The organism is Xanthobacter dioxanivorans, from assembly GCF_016807805.1.
GTDB lineage: Bacteria > Pseudomonadota > Alphaproteobacteria > Rhizobiales > Xanthobacteraceae > Xanthobacter > Xanthobacter dioxanivorans.
In genome coordinates this window covers 726,159-742,590 of sequence record NZ_CP063362.1, presented here as the reverse complement: position 1 = coordinate 742,590, position 16,432 = coordinate 726,159, and the positions used below count along the sequence as shown (strand labels likewise).

At 68.7% G+C, this 16,432-nt stretch carries 17 protein-coding genes; 8 read left to right on the top strand and 9 right to left on the bottom strand.

What is annotated here, in order from left to right:
• Positions 1-15: 15 nt before the first annotated feature.
• Positions 16-1,041 carry a sulfate ABC transporter substrate-binding protein gene (locus tag EZH22_RS03480; protein ID WP_203194387.1) on the top strand — a complete coding sequence of 342 codons (1,026 nt, stop codon included), beginning with the start codon at positions 16-18 and terminating at the stop codon, positions 1,039-1,041.
• A gap of 298 nt (positions 1,042-1,339) precedes the next feature.
• Positions 1,340-1,693 carry a (2Fe-2S) ferredoxin domain-containing protein gene (locus EZH22_RS03475; protein WP_203194386.1) on the top strand — a complete coding sequence of 118 codons (354 nt, stop codon included), beginning with the start codon at positions 1,340-1,342 and terminating at the stop codon, positions 1,691-1,693.
• A 33-nt stretch (positions 1,694-1,726) separates the two neighbouring features.
• Here the strand turns inward: EZH22_RS03475 and EZH22_RS03470 are convergent, their stop codons facing one another.
• Genes EZH22_RS03470 through EZH22_RS03460 form a run of 3 tightly spaced genes read right to left on the bottom strand, consistent with a single transcriptional unit; the run spans position 1,727 to position 4,828 of the window.
• Complete coding sequence (locus EZH22_RS03470) at positions 1,727-2,884, bottom strand: sensor histidine kinase (protein ID WP_203194385.1); 1,158 nt, start codon at positions 2,882-2,884, stop codon at positions 1,727-1,729.
• Entirely contained in the window at positions 2,884-3,321 is a 438-nt protein-coding gene (locus tag EZH22_RS03465; RefSeq protein WP_203194384.1) for a response regulator, read from the bottom strand. Before EZH22_RS03465 ends, EZH22_RS03470 begins: the two co-directional genes overlap by 1 nt.
• Positions 3,314-4,828: a sensor histidine kinase gene (locus tag EZH22_RS03460; protein ID WP_203194383.1), complete on the bottom strand. Its 1,515-nt coding sequence runs from the start codon at positions 4,826-4,828 to the stop codon at positions 3,314-3,316. The genes EZH22_RS03465 and EZH22_RS03460 overlap by 8 nt, the downstream gene beginning before the upstream one ends.
• Positions 4,829-5,103: 275 nt before the next feature.
• On the opposite strand from EZH22_RS03460, the gene EZH22_RS03455 reads away from it, so the two are divergent.
• The 3 genes from EZH22_RS03455 to EZH22_RS03445 all read left to right on the top strand — a co-directional run bounded on the left by EZH22_RS03455 (position 5,104) and on the right by EZH22_RS03445 (position 8,387).
• Complete coding sequence (locus EZH22_RS03455) at positions 5,104-6,504, top strand: glutamine synthetase family protein (RefSeq protein ID WP_203194382.1); 1,401 nt, start codon at positions 5,104-5,106, stop codon at positions 6,502-6,504.
• A 100-nt stretch (positions 6,505-6,604) separates the two neighbouring features.
• Positions 6,605-7,711, top strand: a complete 1,107-nt coding sequence (locus tag EZH22_RS03450) for a polyamine ABC transporter substrate-binding protein (protein ID WP_203194381.1) — start codon at positions 6,605-6,607, stop codon at positions 7,709-7,711.
• 91 nt (positions 7,712-7,802) lie between these two features.
• The gene (locus tag EZH22_RS03445) at positions 7,803-8,387 is read left to right on the top strand and encodes a PH domain-containing protein (protein WP_203194380.1); all 585 of its coding nucleotides are present in this window, start codon (positions 7,803-7,805) and stop codon (positions 8,385-8,387) included.
• Here the strand turns inward: EZH22_RS03445 and rnhA are convergent.
• The 3 genes from rnhA to ispH all read right to left on the bottom strand — a co-directional run bounded on the left by rnhA (position 8,359) and on the right by ispH (position 10,761).
• Entirely contained in the window at positions 8,359-8,754 is a 396-nt protein-coding gene (gene rnhA, locus EZH22_RS03440; RefSeq protein ID WP_333473730.1) for a ribonuclease HI, read from the bottom strand. The genes EZH22_RS03445 and rnhA overlap by 29 nt on opposite strands.
• A 69-nt stretch (positions 8,755-8,823) precedes the next feature.
• Positions 8,824-9,789, bottom strand: coding sequence for a homoserine kinase (locus EZH22_RS03435; RefSeq protein ID WP_203194379.1), 966 nt, complete (start codon positions 9,787-9,789; stop codon positions 8,824-8,826).
• 3 nt (positions 9,790-9,792) lie between these two features.
• Positions 9,793-10,761, bottom strand: a complete 969-nt coding sequence (ispH, locus tag EZH22_RS03430; RefSeq protein WP_203194378.1) for a 4-hydroxy-3-methylbut-2-enyl diphosphate reductase — start codon at positions 10,759-10,761, stop codon at positions 9,793-9,795.
• Positions 10,762-11,050: 289 nt separating this feature from the next.
• Here ispH and EZH22_RS03425 point away from each other — a divergent pair, with 289 nt between their 5' ends.
• Complete coding sequence (locus EZH22_RS03425) at positions 11,051-11,752, top strand: DUF1013 domain-containing protein (protein ID WP_203194377.1); 702 nt, start codon at positions 11,051-11,053, stop codon at positions 11,750-11,752.
• Between the two features lie 113 nt (positions 11,753-11,865).
• Here the strand turns inward: EZH22_RS03425 and EZH22_RS03420 are convergent, their stop codons facing one another.
• Positions 11,866-12,696 (bottom strand): universal stress protein, encoded by an 831-nt coding sequence (locus tag EZH22_RS03420; RefSeq protein WP_203194376.1) that lies wholly within the window; start codon positions 12,694-12,696, stop codon positions 11,866-11,868.
• Positions 12,697-13,014: 318 nt separating this feature from the next.
• Between EZH22_RS03420 and EZH22_RS03415 the strand changes: the two genes are divergently transcribed.
• Together EZH22_RS03415 and EZH22_RS03410 are read left to right on the top strand one after the other, a co-directional pair.
• Positions 13,015-14,058, top strand: a complete 1,044-nt coding sequence (locus EZH22_RS03415; protein ID WP_203194375.1) for a glycosyltransferase family 2 protein — start codon at positions 13,015-13,017, stop codon at positions 14,056-14,058.
• Positions 14,055-14,903, top strand: a complete 849-nt coding sequence (locus tag EZH22_RS03410; RefSeq protein ID WP_203194374.1) for a ChbG/HpnK family deacetylase — start codon at positions 14,055-14,057, stop codon at positions 14,901-14,903. Before EZH22_RS03415 ends, EZH22_RS03410 begins: the two co-directional genes overlap by 4 nt.
• 105 nt (positions 14,904-15,008) lie before the next feature.
• Here the strand turns inward: EZH22_RS03410 and EZH22_RS03405 are convergent, their stop codons facing one another.
• Together EZH22_RS03405 and EZH22_RS03400 are read right to left on the bottom strand one after the other, a co-directional pair.
• Positions 15,009-15,653: a CoA transferase subunit B gene (locus EZH22_RS03405; RefSeq protein WP_203194373.1), complete on the bottom strand. Its 645-nt coding sequence runs from the start codon at positions 15,651-15,653 to the stop codon at positions 15,009-15,011.
• Positions 15,653-16,366 carry a CoA transferase subunit A gene (locus EZH22_RS03400; protein WP_203194372.1) on the bottom strand — a complete coding sequence of 238 codons (714 nt, stop codon included), beginning with the start codon at positions 16,364-16,366 and terminating at the stop codon, positions 15,653-15,655. The genes EZH22_RS03405 and EZH22_RS03400 overlap by 1 nt, the downstream gene beginning before the upstream one ends.
• Between the last annotated feature and the right edge of the window lie 66 nt (positions 16,367-16,432).

Here is a 16,432-nt window from a genome sequence, read left to right as displayed (position 1 = left end):
AAATGGAGACGCCGCATGATCACCCGCCGTGCTGTCCTCGCACCGGCCCTGGCCCTGGCGCTCGCCGGAGCCGCCGCGCCGTTCTCGGGGGCTTTCGCCCAGCAGGGTCCGAACACGCTGCTGAATGTCTCCTACGACATCTCCCGTGAGCTGTTCACGGCGGTGAACGCCGAGTTCATCCCCTTCTGGAAGCAGAAGACCGGGCAGGAGCTCGCCGTGAACCAGAGCCACGCCGGCTCCTCGCGCCAGGCGCGGGCGATCCTGGAAGGGCTCGAGGCGGACGTGGTGACGTTCAACCAGGTGCTGGACGTGGACGTTCTGGCCAAGGCCGGCTTCGTCGCCAAGGACTGGCAGAAGAAGTTCCCCAACGCCGCCTCGCCCTATTATTCCTTCCCCGCCTTCCTGGTGCGCGCCGGAAATCCGAAGAACATCAAGGATTGGTCGGATCTCGTCCGCAGCGATGTGAAGGTGATTTTCCCCAACCCCAAGACCTCGGGGAACGCCCGCTACACCTATCTTGCCGCCTATGCCTTCGCCCTCGAGCAGAACAAGGGCGACAGCGCCAAGGCGGACGCCTTCGTCAAGGCGCTGCTCGCCAACGTGCCGGTGTTCGACACCGGAGGACGTGCCGCCACCACCACCTTCGTGGAGCGCGAGACCGGCGACGTGCTGGTGACCTTCGAGGCGGAGACGCGCACCATCGAGGGCCTCTATCCCGACCGCAAGCTGCAGACCGTCGTGCCCTCGGTGAGCCTCCTCGCCGAGTTCCCGGTGGCGGTGGTGGACAAGGTGGTGGACAAGCGCGGCTCGCGCGCCTCGGCCACGGCCTATCTCGAGTTCCTGTATTCCCCGGCCGGCCAGACCATTGCCGCCAAGGCTTTCCACCGGGTGGTGGATCCCAAGGTGGCGGAACAGTTCAAGGCCCAGTTCCCGCCGGTGCGCCTGGTGAAGGTGGAGGACGTGTTCGGCGGCTGGGAGAAGCTGCAGGCCGAGCATTTCGCCTCCGGCGCCAAGCTCGACACCCTGTTCGGGGCGCGCTGACCGGCCCGTGAATGGCCGGCGCGGCCCGGCCGTGGGTCCCCGGCTCGCCCGGGGCATCCGCCGTGCCGCCGGTCCCGGCTCGGGACGGTCGCGGCGCGGGCGTCCTCGCCGGCGGCAAGACGCGCGGCGTCCGGAATGTCGCGTTCCCGCCCTGGGTGTCGGCGAGCCGCCCCACGGTGGTGGTCTTCGCGTTCGGCGAGACTGTCATCTATCTGAAAAAACGAGCTTATCCGGACTTTTGCGCTGCGGCACGAATTTTGAATGGTTCCAGGCGACCTCCACCGAGCCCCGAGCCGTCATGTCTGAAGCCGCCGAAATCGAAGTTCTCGACATCCCGCAGGTCTATACGCACCACGTGTTCTGCTGCTTCACCCAGCGGCCGCCGCAGCATCCGCGCGGCTCCTGCGGGGCCAACGGCGCCCAGCCTCTGTGGGACCGGCTCGCCAAGAAGCTGGAGGCGTCCGGCCGCCGCGACATCGCCATGACCTCGTCCGGCTGCCTCAGCTTCTGCCAGGCCGGGCCGATCATGGTCGTCTATCCGCAGGGCATCTGGTACACGCCCAAGACTCCCGAGGATATCGACGAGATCGTCGCCTCCCATCTCATCGGCGGCAAGCCGGTGGAACGGCTGATCATCGTTCCGCGCATCTGAGCGGCGGGCGGCCCGCGGCCGCTCGGCGCCGCCTCAGGGCTTGCGGCGGTCGGCCAGCGGGAAGACGAGCCGCACGCAGGCCCCTTGCGCGCGGGGCTCGAACACCGGCTCCGTCCCCAGCTTCGATGCCATGGCCCGCACGATGCGGGTGCCGAGGCCGGTGGACAGGGCGAAACCCGTCGATTGCGCCGGCTGGGGCGCATCGAAGCCCATGCCGTCATCCTCCACCGAGAACGCCACCTGCTCCCCGAGCCGGGCGAGGCGGACCCGCACCGGCCCCTGCCCGCCGGGATAGGCGTATTTCATGGCGTTGATCACCAGCTCGGTGGCGATGATGCCCACCGCCACGGCGCGGTCGGGGTCGATGTGAACCGGGTCCGCCTCGAACGAGAGGGCGACGCCGCGCTCCCCGCCATGACCGGCGGGGACGCCGCGCGCGGAGACCTGGAGATCATCGAGCAGCGTGCCGAGATACTGATCGAGGGCCACGGTGGCGATCTGGTCGGAGGTGTAGAGCCGGCGGTGCACCTGGGCGACCGCGGACACGCGGTTGCGGGCCGCATCGAGCGCCTCCTTGACCACCGGCTCCTCGGCGGCGCCCGCCTGCACGTTGAGCAGCGACACGATGATCTGGAGGGAGTTGCCGACCCGGTGGTTCATCTCGCGCAGCAGCAGGGCGCGCTCGGCGGCCAGCGCCTCGAACCGGTCGCGGGCGGCGCGGATCTCCGCCACCGCTGCCTCGTGCGCCTGACGCATGCGCACCTGCTCCACCGCCGCGACGAAGGCGGCGCGCAGCAGCTCGATGAAGTCGGCCTGGATCTCCTTCACCACATAGTCGGACGCCCCGGCCTTGAGCGCCGCCACGGCCACGCGCCCTTCCTGGGTGCCGGTGACATAGACGACGGGCGGCGAACACGCGAGGGCGCGGATGGCCCGCAGCGTGTCGAGCCCGTCGCGCCCCGGCATGTAGTGGTCGAGCGCCACCACGTCGAAGTGCTCGGCCATGATCCGTGCCAGCCCCTCCTCTCCCGAGGCGGCGAGCTCCACTTCGAAGCCGAGCCGCCCCAGCTGGCGCTGGACCAGGCGGCCGAGGGCGGGATCGTCGTCCACATAGAGCACCTTCAGCGCGGCGCCCGGATCGCCCGCGGGCTCTCCGACGCTTGCGGGAAGGACGGGCGCCGTGCCGTTCATCAGTCGGTTTCCGGAACCTGGATGACGGAGAAGAACAGGCCCAGCTGGCGGATGGCGTTGGCGAAGTTCTCGTAATTCACCGGCTTGGTCACGTACACGTTGGCGCCGAGATCGTAGCAGCGCTGGATCTCCACCTTGTCGTCGGTGGTGGTCAGCACCACCACGGGCGAGCGCTTCAGATGCTCGTTCTGCTTGATCCGGGCGAGGATCTCGACGCCGGTCATGTCGGGCAGGTTCAGGTCCAGCAGCACGAGCAGGGCGCGGCCCACATGGTCGCGGCCGCTGCCGTCCTCGCCGAACAGGTAGGCGACGGCGCTGGTGCCGTCGACGAAGGGCAGGATCTCGTTGCGCACCCCGGCACGCCGGATGTTCTTCTCGATGAGGCGCGCATGGCCCTCGTCGTCCTCGACCATCACGATGGTGACGTGCTCAGTCATCCTGTTTTCCATTGTCCCTGGGCAGGCGGCGCGGCAGCATGACCCGGAAGGTGCTGCCCTCGCCGAAGGTTGATTCGAGCGAGATCAGGCCGCCCATCCGCCGCACCAGCGCCCGCACATGCGCAAGGCCGATGCCTTCTCCGGGGCGGTCCTGCCGGCCCGAGCGGCGGAACAGCTCGAACACGCGGCCCCTGTCCTTCGCCTCGATGCCGCGGCCGTTGTCCTTCACCATGAAGGTGACGAAGCCGGGTGTTTCCACCGCGCTCACCTCGATCCGGCCGGGCACGCCGTTGCGCAGGTACTTCACCGCATTGTCGAGCAGGTTGGTGAAGATCTGCTCCAGGGCGAGGCGGTCGCTCTCCAGCGTCGGCAGGGCGCCGAAGCGGATCTCGGCGTCGCGCTCATGGAGCTGGTGGGCCATGGAGCCGGCGATGGTGGCGATCAGCTCGCCCACGTCCACACGGCTCGGCGCGAATTCCTTCCGCCCTTCCCGTGACAAGGCGAGGATGGCGTGGATCAGGCGGTCCATGCGGGTGATGGAGGTCTTGATGAAGCCCAGCGCCTCCTCGAAGTCGCTCTGGAGGTCTCCGTCCTCGGCCGGGTCCTCGCCCGCCGCGGAGCGCAACCGCGCGAGGCGCTCGAACAGCTCGGTGCGCATGGTTTCGATCTCGCTGGTGAACCCCATGATGTTCACCAGCGGCGAGCGCAGGTCGTGGCTGACGATGTAGGCGAAGCTCTGGATCTCGTCGTTCGCTTCCTTGAGGTCGGCGGTGCGTTCGGCGACGCGCTGCTCGAGGGTCGCATTGTTGGCCTCGAGATCGGCCCCCGCCGCCTTGAGCGCGGTGATGGCGCGCCGGTTGAGGAGCAAAGCGAGCCCGCCCGTGAGGAGGACGAAGGTGAAGCCGGCGACGCTCACCGCCGTGAGCCAGACCGCGCTTCCGTGCGACGCCGCGGTCCGTCCTTCGAGGAGGCGGGTCTCCTCGGCCTTCATCTCCATCAGCAGGCTGCCGAGGCGGGTCATCGATCCTTCGCTGCGGTCGGCCCGCAGCCCGGCCATGGCGCCCGGCGCATCGCCGGAGCGATACTGCGCGATGGCCCGGTCGAAGACCCCGAGGCGCTCGTCGAGGAGCGGCCGGGCCTCCGCCACGCGCGCCTGCTGGTTGGGATTGTCCGTGGTCAGCGCCGCGATGGTGTCGAGGTTGGGCCGGGCCTGCGCCTTCGATTCCTCGTAGAAGCGCAGGAACCCCTCGCCGCCGGTGATCAGGAAGCCGCGCTCCGCGCTCTCCGCCCGGCGGATCATGATCTGCAGCTGGGAGATGGCATTCACCACCCGCAGGGTGTGGGAGACACTGGCGGCGTCATCCTGAGCGCGGTCGACCAGGGTGATGGAGGTGGCGTTCAAGGCGATCAGCACGGCGAAGCCCGCCGCCAGCAGAGCCGTGGGGCCGGGCAGGCGCAGCTTGCGCCCGGTGTCGTCGTGCCGCTCCTTGGGCACGGCGAGGCTCATCGCGCCCCTCCGAACCCCGCGTGTCGGAGCTGTCCCGACCCTTGTCCCGGTCCTTGTCCCGTCCCGGGCGGCACCAGGATGCCGATGCGGGCAGGAAGCGTGCGGCTCGATGCCGTCATCTGCGTGTCTGCCTCCTTCGGGGCGTTCATTCATGCGGGAGCCGGTGCACCTGGGTGCGCCGGCTCCGCTTGACATGATAATCACCGTTCCGCTTGAAGGTTCCCAAGCTTCGCGCTTGGATGACCGCATCCGCCGCTTTCCATGAACGGAGCATCATGCCGTCCAGTGCTACCGGCCGCCATGCCGAGGATGCCGCGCTTCCGCCGGCCGAAGACGAGGTGGCCGCCTATCTTGCCGCCTTCGGCACGCCCGACGTGGTCGAGGTGCTCCTGCCGGACACGTCGGCCGTGCTCAGGGGGAAATGGATCCCCGGCGCCGCCTTGCGCAAGATCTGGAAGGACGGGGTGGCCATTCCCCTCTCCATCTTCGGCCTCGACATCTGGGGCCGGGAGGTGGATGCCACGGAAATCCATCTGGAGACCGGCGACAAGGACGGCCTGTGCTGGCCCGTGCCGGGCACCCTGAAGCCGGTGCCCTGGGCGCCGCGGCCCACGGCGCAGGTGCTCATCACCATGCACGAGCCGGACGGCTCCGCCCGCGGCGCCCCGTGGAAGCTCGATCCGCGCCAGCAGCTCGCCGCCATCGTCGACCGCTTCGCCGCGCGGGGGCTCGTGCCCTGTGTCGCCTTCGAGCTGGAATTCTACCTGCTGAAGCCCGCCGGGGCGCCTGGCGCGCCGCCCGAGCCGGTGTTCCCGGCGACAGGGGAGGCCCGGCAGAACATGTATGCCATGTCCGACCTCGACGCCTTCGCCCCGCTGCTGCACGACATGCGCGCCGCCTGCATCGCCCAGGGGCTGCCGGCCGACACCGTGATCTCCGAGGCGGCGCCCGGCCAGTTCGAGATCAACCTCTACCATCGCACCGACGCCCTGGCGGCCGCTGACGACGCGATCCTGCTGCGGCGCGTGATCGACGGCGTCGCCCGGCGGCATGGGCTGCGGGCCACTTTCATGGCCAAGCCCCTGGTCGATTTCGCCGGCAGCGGCATGCATGTGCATGTGAGCCTGATGGAGACCTCCGGCGGCAACCTGTTCGCGCGGCCGGAGGGGGCGGGCGACCGGGCGCTGCGCCATGCGGCGGGCGGACTGCTCGCCACCATGGCGGATTCAACGCTGATCTTCGTGCCCAGCTACAACGGCTACCGGCGGCTCGTGCCCGGCAGCTACGCGCCGATCTCGATCTCCTGGGGCTACGACAACCGCTCGGTGGCGGTGCGGGTGCCCAACGGGCCGCCGGCCGCGCGACGGCTCGAGCATCGCATCGCCGGGGCCGAGGCCCATCCCCATCTGGTTCTCGCCGCCATCCTCGCCGGCATGCTGGAGGGGATCGAGGCGCAGATCGAGCCGCCTCCGCCGCTCTCCGGCAACGCCTACGAGCACGAGGCGCCGCGCCTGTCGCCCTCCATGGAGGAGGCGGTGACGCGCTTCGGCGCCTCCCCGTTCATCGCCCGGGCCTTCGGCGAGGATTATCGGCGCATCTACGCGGTGATGAAGCGGGAGGAGATGGCGGCCTTCACCCGCGCCATCCTCCCATTGGAGTACGACGTCTACCTGTGAGATCGCCGGTTTCCTGTTGAGCGGCGTTGCGCGACGCAATAGCCTTCCGGTCATGGGGGCGGGCAGCAGAACCGGCCCTCGCGCAAGAGGAGAACGGCGGATGCGTCGTCATTTCGTAGCGGCACTTCTGTGTGCCACGTTCGGTTTCTCCGGGGCGGCCCTCGCCCAGGACAAGGTCCTGAACGTCTTCAACTGGTCCGATTATATCGACCCCACGGTGCTTGAGGACTTCACCAAGGAGACGGGCATCAAGGTCCGCTACGATGTCTTCGACAGCAACGAGGTGTTGGAGACGAAGCTGCTGGCGGGCAAGACCGGCTACGACGTGGTGGTGCCGTCGGGCTCCTTCCTGCAGCGCCAGATCAAGGCCGGCATCTTCATTCCCCTCGACAAGTCCAAGATCCCCAACCTGCAATATGCCTGGCCGGAGGTCACCAAGCGCCTCGCCGTGTATGATCCCGGCAACGAGCACGCGGTGAACTACATGTGGGGCACCACCGGCATCGGCTTCAACGCCGACAAGGTGAAGGCGCGCCTCGGCGACATCCCCATGAACACGTGGGACATCGTGTTCAAGCCGGAGATCCTGTCCAAGCTGAAGGATTGCGGCGTTTATTTCCTGGATGGCCCGGAGGAGGTCATCCCCTCCGCCATGAAGTATCTGGGGATTGATCCCAACTCCAAGAATCCGGACGACATCGCCAAGGCCGGCGAACTGCTGATGAAGGTCCGGCCCTTCATCAAGAAGTTCGATTCCTCGGGCTACATCAACGCGCTGGCTCGCGGCGACATCTGTCTGGCCGTGGGCTGGTCGGGCGACGTGTTCCAGGCCAAGACCCGCGCCGCCGAGGCCGCGAAGAAGACCAAGAAGCCGCCGGTGAACATCGAGTACGTCATTCCGAAGGAAGGCGCGCTCATGTGGTTCGACAATTTCGCCATCCCCAAGGATGCGAAGAACATCGACAATGCGCTCACCTTCATCAACTACATGATGAAGCCAGAGGTGGCGGCGAAGAACTCAAACTTCATCTCCTACGCCAACGGAAACCTCGAGTCGCAGAAATTCATCGACAAGGAGATCCTGAACAATCCGGCCATCTACCCGGACAAGGAGACGTTCGATCGCCTGTTCATCGTGACCACCAACGAACCGCCGGTGCAGCGGGTGATCACCAAGGTGTGGAACACGTTCAAGCGCGGGAAGTGATGGGGTCCTGATCTCGGTTGGCTGCGGGGCCGGATAGCCGGCCCCGCAGCAGGGTGTTGTTCCGCTATCCGCGGCGGGATGAGGGGGAACAATGCGGATCGATATGGAGCGGCGCCTCGCCGGGAGGCTCCTTCGCGGCGAGCGAGTGCTCTGGGCGGGCCGGCCGAAGCAGGGACTGCTGTTCGCGCCGATAGACTTCGCCCCGGTCCTCGTTTCCCTCGTGGCCGCTGCCGTCCTCGGTTTCGCACTCTACACCTGGCTGGTCGCCGGTGGTCCTGCTCCCGTCGGCCGACGGGGCGGGCCAGTTGTCTTCGCTGTTGGCTGGGCGGCGTTGTACGGCGGACGCCATGTCCTCGATGCCCACATCCGCCGCCACACGACCTATGCGGTCACGGATCGTCGCATCATCATCCTGCAGGACGCTTTTCTGGGCGGGGTGACCATACTCGTGCGCGCCAGGCTCAATGTCATCGATCTGCAGCAATGGCCCAGCGGCCAAACCATTTCGTTCGCGCGGGAGGATGTCGATTTGCGGCAAAATCCTGGAGCGCTCGTGCCATCGCTCGATCCGGTGCCCCGCTTCCTCTGCATCGCCGATGCCGATCAGGTGTTCGGCCTGATCCATCGGACGCAGCCAGAACCCATTCCTATCCTCCCAGCCGCCCCTTCAGCTTGAACGGCGCCATGCCTTCGCGCGCCAGCTCGTCGGCGCGCTCGTTCTCGGGGTGGCCGGCATGGCCTTTCACCCAGTGCCAGCGGATCTGGTGGCGCTTCAGCGCGGCGTCCAGGCGCTCCCACAGGTCCTGGTTCTTCACCGGCTTCCTGTCGGCGGTGCGCCAGCCGTTTCGCTTCCAGCCGTGCATCCACTTGGTGACGCCATCCTTCAGGTAGGCGCTGTCGGTGTGCAGGTCCACCGCGCAGGGCTCCTTCAGGGCCTCCAGCGCCGAGATGGCGCCCATCAGCTCCATGCGGTTGTTGGTGGTCAGCGCCTCGCCGCCGCTGAGCGCCCGTTCGTGCGCCCCGAAGCGCAGCAGCGCCCCCAGCCGCCGGGGCCGGGATTGCCCGAGCAGGCCCCGTCCGTGAAGACCGCCACGTCCTTCATGCCGGCACCCTCATGCGACCAGGCCATAGTCCTGCGCGCTGTCGACGGCGCGGTGGAAGCGCAGCTTGCGCAGATATTCGAGCGGATCCTTGGGCCGCACCAGCGCGCCCTCCGGCACGTTCAGCCAGTCCACGAGGCGGGTGAGCAAAAAGCGCAGGGCGGCGCCGCGGGCAAGGCGGGGCAGCGCCGCCTTTTCGGCCGGGGACAGGGGCCGGAGCGCCTCATAGCCGGCAAGGAGCGCGCGCCCCTTGGTGACGTTGTAGGCGCCGTCCGCCTCGAAGCACCAGGCGTTGAGGCACACCGCCACGTCATAGGCGAGGAAATCGGTGCAGGCGAAATAGAAGTCGATGATCCCCGACAGCCGGTCGTCGAGGAAGAAGGCGTTGTCGGGGAACAGGTCGGCATGGATCACGCCGGACGGCAGGTCCGCCGGCCAGCTCGCCTCAAGGCGGCCGAGCTCCTCGGCGATGGTGGCGGCAAGGCCCGGCGCCACGTCGTCGGCCTGGCTTCCCGCCGCCTCGAACAGGGGCCGCCAGCCGGCGACGGAGAGGGCGTTGGCCCGGCGCATGGGGAAATCCGCCCCGGCGAGGTGCAGCTGTGCAAGGCCGTGGCCGAGCTCGGCGCAATGCTGCGCCGTGGGCCGGCGCACCGAGACGCCGGGCAGGAAGGTGACCATGGCCGCCGGCCGGTCGGCGATCTGCGCCAGCATTGCCCCGGAGCGGGCCGCCACCGGCTGCGGGCAGGAGAGCCCGCGCGCGGCCAGGTGCTGCATGAGGCCGATGAAGAACGGCAGGTCGCCGGTCTTCACCCGCTTCTCGTAGAGGGTGAGGATGTAGCTGCCGGTGGTCGTCTGGACCAGGAAGTTGGAGTTCTCGACCCCCTCGGCGATGCCGTGGAAGGAGGTCAGGGTGCCGATGTCGTAGCCGGACAGGAAGGTTCCGAGCTCCGCCGGCGAGACGTCCGTATAGACCGCCACCGCCTACTCCGCCGCATCCGGCCGCAACGCGCGCGGCAGGGGGAAGAACACGTCCTCCTCGATCGAGGTCACCGTCTCCACGGTGACGTCATAGCGCGCGGCGAAGGCGTCGATGATCTCCTCCACCAGCACCTCGGGGGCGGACGCGCCGGCGGTCACGCCCAGGCTGGAGAGGCCGGAGAACAGCGCCCAGTCGATATCGGCGGCGCGCTGCACCAGGGCGGAGCGGCGGCACCCGGCGCGCTCGGCCGCCTCGCGCAGGCGCTGGGAGTTGGAGGAGTTGGGCGCGCCCACCACCACCATGGCGTCCACCTTCGGCGCGACGATCTTCACCGCCTCCTGGCGGTTGGTGGTGGCGTAGCAGATGTCTTCCTTGTGCGGCTCGCTGAGCCTGGGGAAGCGCGCGCGCAGGATGGCGACGATCTCCGCCGTGTCGTCCAGCGACAGGGTCGTCTGCGTCACGTAAGCGAGGTTTTCCGGATCAGCCGGCGCCACCGTGCGGGCGTCCTCCGCCGTCTCGACGAGGGTGAAGGCGCCCTGCGGCAGCTGGCCGATGGTGCCCACCACCTCCGGATGGCCCTTGTGGCCGATCAGCAGGATGTGCCGGGCGCGCTTGAAGTGCACCTGCGCCTCGCGGTGCACCTTGGTGACCAGGGGGCAGGTGGCGTCGATGGCGAAGAGGTTGCGCCCGGAGGCTTCCTCCGGCACCGACTTCGGCACGCCGTGGGCGGAGAAGATGACCGGCGCGCGCGTATCCGGCACCTCGTCCAGCTCCTCGACGAAGATGGCGCCCTTCCGCTTCAGGTCTTCCACCACATACTTGTTGTGCACGATCTCGTGCCGCACATAGACCGGCGCGCCGTAGATCCGCAGGGCCTGCTCCACGGCGTCGATGGCCCGCACCACGCCGGCGCAGAAGCCGCGCGGCGCGCACAGGAGAATCTGCAGCGGCGGCTTGTCTGCGGCGTCCATGGGCGGTGGATCCAGATCGGGCATCCGGCGAATTGGCGGTTTCGGGCGGCGCGTGTCAAGCCGGCTGCCGGGGCTCTCCGCCGTTTTACCGCCCGCATCATTTGCAACTTTACCCCGGCGCGCTTATGTTGAACGCATCCCGGACATCGCGATGCGTTCCGCGGTCCGCCCCAGGGGAGGGGCGACCATGCGAACCCGCACGTTTCCGGACGCCAGATGCGGGCGCCCCGCGCGTTCCATGCCGGCGTGTCCAAGATCAGAAAAGACTCACAAGACCCAAGAGGCCGCCATGTCGAACGTACCGCTGATGCCCAAGGCCACCGCCGTCTGGCTGGTGGACAATACGGCCCTGTCCTTCGAGCAGATCGGTGACTTCTGCAAGCTGCACCCCCTCGAGGTGAAGGGCATCGCCGACGGCGAAGTGGCGCAGGGGATCAAGGGGCTCGACCCCATCTCCACCGGCCAGTTGTCCCGCGACGAGATCTCCTTCGCCGAGAAGGATCCCAACCGCCGGCTGAAGCTGCTGGAATCCAAGGTGCGCCTGCCGGAGCAGAAGAAGCGCCGCGGCCCGCGCTACACCCCGGTCTCGCGCCGGCACGACCGGCCGAACGCCATCCTCTGGCTGCTGCGCAACCATGCCGAGCTGAAGGACGCGCAGATCATCCGCCTGGTGGGCACCACCAAGGCCACCATCCAGTCCATCCGCGAGCGCACGCACTGGAATTCGGCGCAGCTCTCGCCCATGGACCCGGTGACGCTGGGCCTGTGCAGCCAGATCGACCTCGATCTGGAGGTGCAGCGCGCCGCCAAGGACCGGCCGGCCACCGCCGCGCACGAGGATCGTGGCGCGACGCTGCTGCCCGCCGACGTCACCACCGGGCACGAGCACGACGAGGACGCGCCCAAGGGCCGCGAATCCCTCGATCTTGAGACCGTCTTCGCCAAGCTCGGCGGATCGAAGAAGAACGAGGAAGAAGATTACGAGGACTGAACGCGGGCGTCGCGCCATCGCGGCGCGTCACTCCTGCGTATCCTCGCCACAGCAAAAAGCCCCGGCCGTCGGCCGGGGCTTTTTTATGCCGGCCGCTGCCGGCGCGGGCGTCCTCAGTGGGCCATCAGCACCGGCACCGTCATGGTGGCGAGGATCTCGCGGGTCACGCCGCCCATCACCAGCTCGCGCAGGCGGGAGTGGCCGTAGCCGCCCATCACCACGAAATCGGCGCCCTGGTCGGAGACCTCGTTGAGGATGGCCGCGGCGATGGGCTCGCCCGAGCTCACCGGAAGGCGGCGCACCTTGGCGGCCACGCCATGGCGGGCGAGGTGGCGCGCCACCTCCTGGCCGGCGGTATCTTCGTCTTCCTCGTGGCGGGTGACGCGGAAGATCTCCACGTCCTTGGTGCGATGCAGCAGGGGCAGGGCCTCGGCCAGCGCCCGGGCCGCCGCGCGGCTGCCGTCCCACGCCACCACCGCCCGGTCGGGGGTGAAGGGCTTGGTCTGCACGTAGGGCACGATCAGCACGGCGCGGCCGGATTCGATCAGCACCGTCTCGGCGATCACCTCCTCCGGGCCCGGCCGGTCCGGATCGGGCTGGCCGACGACGGTGATGTCGAACAGCCGCGACATGTCGGCGAAGGTGCTGGCGGCGACGCCCAGCGATGCGGTGAGGGTGCGCACGTCGTGGGTCACGCCCGCGGCGGTGGCGGCGGCGGTGAAGCCCTGGGCGGCCTTGTCCGCCGCGGCCTGGTTCTCCAGCACCTGGGCGTCGATGAAGTCGGTGGGCAGCGCGCCCATGTAAAAGGGCGGCACGTCGATTTCGTAGGCGACCGTCAGCCCGGTGAGGTGGGCGCCGAAGCTCGCGGCGAGACTGGCTGCGAAGTCGCGCGCCACGTCCTTGTCGGTGCCCTGGGCGAGATTGACCAAAATGTCGCGAATCATGTGGGAAGGCCCCCGTTCGGCCGTGTGGACGACGCGACCTTACCCTAAACTCGCCCAAAGTCTCGGGTCTTGATATGCCGCAATGAAGCCTCCGAATGCGCGGGGAACCCGGGTGCGCGGAGGCCCGAAAATGACGACGCGGCCGCCCTGGGGGTAAGGCGGCCGCGCCAATGGCACGATCAATGGGGGGGTGATCGCGCACCCCAGTCAACGCCGGGAAAGGATCGGGGTTCCGCGCCCGCCGGAAAATTTTCGCCCCCGCTGGCGCGAGGGCGGCTACAGCACATCGACACGGCGCACGGGCTCGACAGACGGACCATGACACCAGATCTCAGCATCGTCGTTCCACTCTACAACGAAGCCGGCGGGCTCGCCGGCTTCCACGCCCGGCTCAGTGCCATCGCCGCGTCGGAGGCCCGCACGCGCGGCCTGCGGCTGGAGATCGTCTATGTGGACGACGGCAGCCGCGACAACAGCGCCGCGCTCGCCGCCGGCCTGCCGGTGCTCGGCATCGACGTCCAGGTGGTGGCGCTCTCGCGCAATTTCGGCAAGGAGGCCGCCCTCATGGCCGGCCTCGACCACGCCCGGGGCGACGCCGTGCTGTTCATGGACGGGGACGGGCAGCACCCGCCCGAGATGATCCCCACCTTCCTGCGCCTGTGGAAGGACGAGGGGTGGGACGTGGCCTACGCGGTGAAGGAGGATCGCTCCGACGAGCCAGCCTCGCGCCGCACCTTCGTCCGCATCTTCTACCGCATGTTGAACTTCGGGGCGTCCACGCGCATCCCGGAGGATGCGGCGGACTTCCGCATCCTCTCCCCGCGCGCCGCCGCGGCGTTGCGGCGGATGCCGGAGCGCAACCGCTTCTTCAAGGGCCTGACGAGCTGGATCGGCTTCCGCCAGATCGCGGTGCCGTACCGCCCGGCGCCACGGGCCCACGGCTCCAGCTCCTGGAGCTTCCTGCGGCTGCTTGGCCTGTCCATGGAGGCGCTCACCTCCTTCTCGCCGGCGCCGCTGCGCCTCGCCGCCCTGTTCGGCGCGGCGCTGGCCGGGCTGGCGCTGCTCTATGGCGGATGGATCGTGGTGGAGCGCCTGTTCTGGGGCATTCCCCTGCCGGGCTATCCCTCCATCGTCGTCGGCCTGATGGTGATCGGCGGCACGCAGCTGCTGGTAATGGGCGTGATGGGCGAGTACATCGCCCGCATCCTCTCCGAGATCAAGGCGCGGCCGGTCTATTACGTGGCCGACCACGTGCTCAACCGCGCCGCCGCCGAGGCCGGCGGGCACGCCATGGCGGGGCAGGTGGCGGGCGGGCAGGTGCCGCCCCATCCGGTCGCCCTCGCCTCGAGGGCCGAGCCGTGAAGCACGTGGCGCTCTGCGCCGACGACTACGCCATCGCCCCCGGGGTGTCGCTGGCCATCCGCCAGCTGGTGGCCGGCCGCTGCATCAACGCCACCTCGGTCATGACCGTGTTCGACGGCCTCGCCGAGGAGGCCGCGGCGCTGAAGGCGGCGGCCGAGGGCACGGGGGCGAGCCTCGGCCTGCATGTGACGCTCACCGGAACCTTCGCGCCGCTCACCTCAGGCATGGCGGGGCCGGCGGGCACCTTTCCAGCCCTCTCCCCCCTGCTCCTCGCGGCGATGACGCGCCGGCTCGATCCGAAGGCGGTGGCGGCGGAGGTGGAGGCGCAGTTCCTCGCCTTTGCCGCGGCCTTCGGCCATCCGCCCCACCATGTGGACGGCCACCAGCACGTGCACGTGCTGCCGGTGGTCCGCGCCGCCGTGCTCAAGGCCACGGCGCGCCATGCACCGCAGGCCTGGCTCAGGGACGTGACCCCGGCCAGGGGGGCGCTGCACGGCTTCGATCTCAAGGGCCGGGTCATCGGCACCTTCGCCACGGGATTCGCGCGCGCCGCGGCGCAGCTGGGGCTGAGCACCAATCGCGGCTTCGGCGGCGCCTATGACTTCTCCGCCGACCACGACTTCGCGACGCTCCTCGCCCATTTCCTCAAGGGCGTGCCGGATGGCGGGCTGGTGATGGTCCATCCGGGCCGGGTGGATGATCCCCTGACGGCGCGCGATCCGCTCACCCACCAGCGCGAGGTGGAATACGAGGTGCTGCATGGCCCGCTGCTGCGCGAGATCCTCGACGCCGCCGACGTGAGCCTGACCCTTCCGCCGGCGCTGCGTCCCCGGCCGGCCGCCTGAAACCGAAAGGGCCCCCCCGCGATGCGGAGGAGCCCTGCGGCCGGATCCAGGAAAATTGCCCGCGCGTGATTGCCCGGCCGGGGCCTCGAGGCCCCGGGGCCGGCCTCAGGTGAGGCCGATTTCGAACTTGGCGGCGGTCTTGGCCTTGATCTCGTCGAGGGTCACGCCCGGCGCGAGCTCCTTCAGCACCAGCGTGCCGCCGCGCTTGGTGAACTCGAACACGGCGAGGTCGGTGATGACGAAGTCGGTCACGTGGGTGCCGGTGAGCGGCAGGGTGCACCGCTCCACCAGCTTGGGCGCGCCGGACTTCTCCACGTGCTCCATGAGCACGATGACTTCCTTGGCGCCGGCGACGAGATCCATGGCGCCGCCCATGCCCTTCACCATCTTGCCGGGCACCATCCAGTTGGCGATGTCGCCCACTTCGGACACCTGCATGGAGCCAAGGATGGAAAGGTCCATGTGGCCGCCGCGGATCATGGCGAACGAGTCGGCGCTGGAGAAATAGGAGGTGTCCGGCACCTCGGTCACGGTCTGCTTGCCGGCGTTGATGAGGTCGGGATCCTCCTCGCCCTCATAGGGGAACGGGCCGATGCCGAGCATGCCGTTCTCGCTCTGGAAGGAGACGGTCATGCCCGGCGGCAGGGCATTGGCCACCAGGGTGGGGATGCCGATACCGAGGTTCACGTAGAAGCCGTCGCGGATCTGCTGGGCGGCGCGGGCCGCCATCTGCTCACGGGTCCAGGCCATCACTTCACCTCTTCGCGCTTGCGGGTGGTCACCTTCTCGATCCGCTTCTCGGCGCCCACTTCGACCACGATGCGGTCCACATAGATGCCGGGGGTGTGGATGTTCTCGGGATCGAGCTCGCCGATCTCCACCAGCTCCTCCACCTCGACGATGGTGAGTTTGCCGGCGGTGGCCATCATCGGGTTGAAGTTGCGCGCCGTCTTGCGGTAAACGAGGTTGCCTTCCTTGTCGGCCTTCCACGCCTTGATGATGGACAGGTCGGCGACGAGGCCGGTCTCCAGCACATAGTGCTGGCCGTTGAACTCGCGGGTCGGCTTGCCCTCGGCGATGATCGTGCCGTAGCCGGTCTTGGTGTAGAAGCCGGCGATACCGGCGCCGCCGGCGCGGATGCGCTCGGCCAGGGTCCCCTGCGGGTTGAACTCCAGCTCCAGGTCGCCGGCGAGGTAGAGCTGCTCGAACAGCTTGTTCTCGCCCACGTAGGACGAGATCATCTTCTTGATCTGGCCGTTGGCGAGCAGGATGCCGAGGCCGAAATCGTCCACGCCGCAATTGTTGGACACGACGGTGAGGTGCTTCGGCCCGAGCTCGCGGATGGCCGCGATGAGATTCTCGGGGATGCCGCACAGGCCGAACCCGCCGGCCATGACCAGCATGCCGTCGCTGATCACCCCGTCCAGTGCACTTTTTGCGTCCGGGTACACCTTGTGTCGCATCAGTTCCTCCTCGGCGCTCGCGCCGCGATGAGCTTATGGGGTCGGCCGGCCCAACGGAAGCGGGGC

What these genes read in the sequence shown, in the direction of transcription:
- ispH (WP_203194378.1), bottom strand. Translation starts at nt 10,761, where the DNA reads ATGGACGCCGCAGACAAGCCGCCGCTGCAGATTCTCCTGTGCGCGCCG.
- EZH22_RS03445 (WP_203194380.1), top strand. Translation starts at nt 7,803, where the DNA reads ATGCGGATCGATATGGAGCGGCGCCTCGCCGGGAGGCTCCTTCGCGGC.
- EZH22_RS03465 (WP_203194384.1), bottom strand. Translation starts at nt 3,321, where the DNA reads ATGACTGAGCACGTCACCATCGTGATGGTCGAGGACGACGAGGGCCAT.
- EZH22_RS03480 (WP_203194387.1), top strand. Translation starts at nt 16, where the DNA reads ATGATCACCCGCCGTGCTGTCCTCGCACCGGCCCTGGCCCTGGCGCTC.
- EZH22_RS03420 (WP_203194376.1), bottom strand. Translation starts at nt 12,696, where the DNA reads ATGATTCGCGACATTTTGGTCAATCTCGCCCAGGGCACCGACAAGGAC.
- EZH22_RS03400 (WP_203194372.1), bottom strand. Translation starts at nt 16,366, where the DNA reads ATGCGACACAAGGTGTACCCGGACGCAAAAAGTGCACTGGACGGGGTG.
- EZH22_RS03450 (WP_203194381.1), top strand. Translation starts at nt 6,605, where the DNA reads ATGCGTCGTCATTTCGTAGCGGCACTTCTGTGTGCCACGTTCGGTTTC.
- EZH22_RS03415 (WP_203194375.1), top strand. Translation starts at nt 13,015, where the DNA reads ATGACACCAGATCTCAGCATCGTCGTTCCACTCTACAACGAAGCCGGC.
- EZH22_RS03460 (WP_203194383.1), bottom strand. Translation starts at nt 4,828, where the DNA reads ATGAGCCTCGCCGTGCCCAAGGAGCGGCACGACGACACCGGGCGCAAG.
- EZH22_RS03455 (WP_203194382.1), top strand. Translation starts at nt 5,104, where the DNA reads ATGCCGTCCAGTGCTACCGGCCGCCATGCCGAGGATGCCGCGCTTCCG.
- EZH22_RS03405 (WP_203194373.1), bottom strand. Translation starts at nt 15,653, where the DNA reads ATGGCCTGGACCCGTGAGCAGATGGCGGCCCGCGCCGCCCAGCAGATC.
- EZH22_RS03470 (WP_203194385.1), bottom strand. Translation starts at nt 2,884, where the DNA reads ATGAACGGCACGGCGCCCGTCCTTCCCGCAAGCGTCGGAGAGCCCGCG.
- EZH22_RS03425 (WP_203194377.1), top strand. Translation starts at nt 11,051, where the DNA reads ATGTCGAACGTACCGCTGATGCCCAAGGCCACCGCCGTCTGGCTGGTG.
- EZH22_RS03475 (WP_203194386.1), top strand. Translation starts at nt 1,340, where the DNA reads ATGTCTGAAGCCGCCGAAATCGAAGTTCTCGACATCCCGCAGGTCTAT.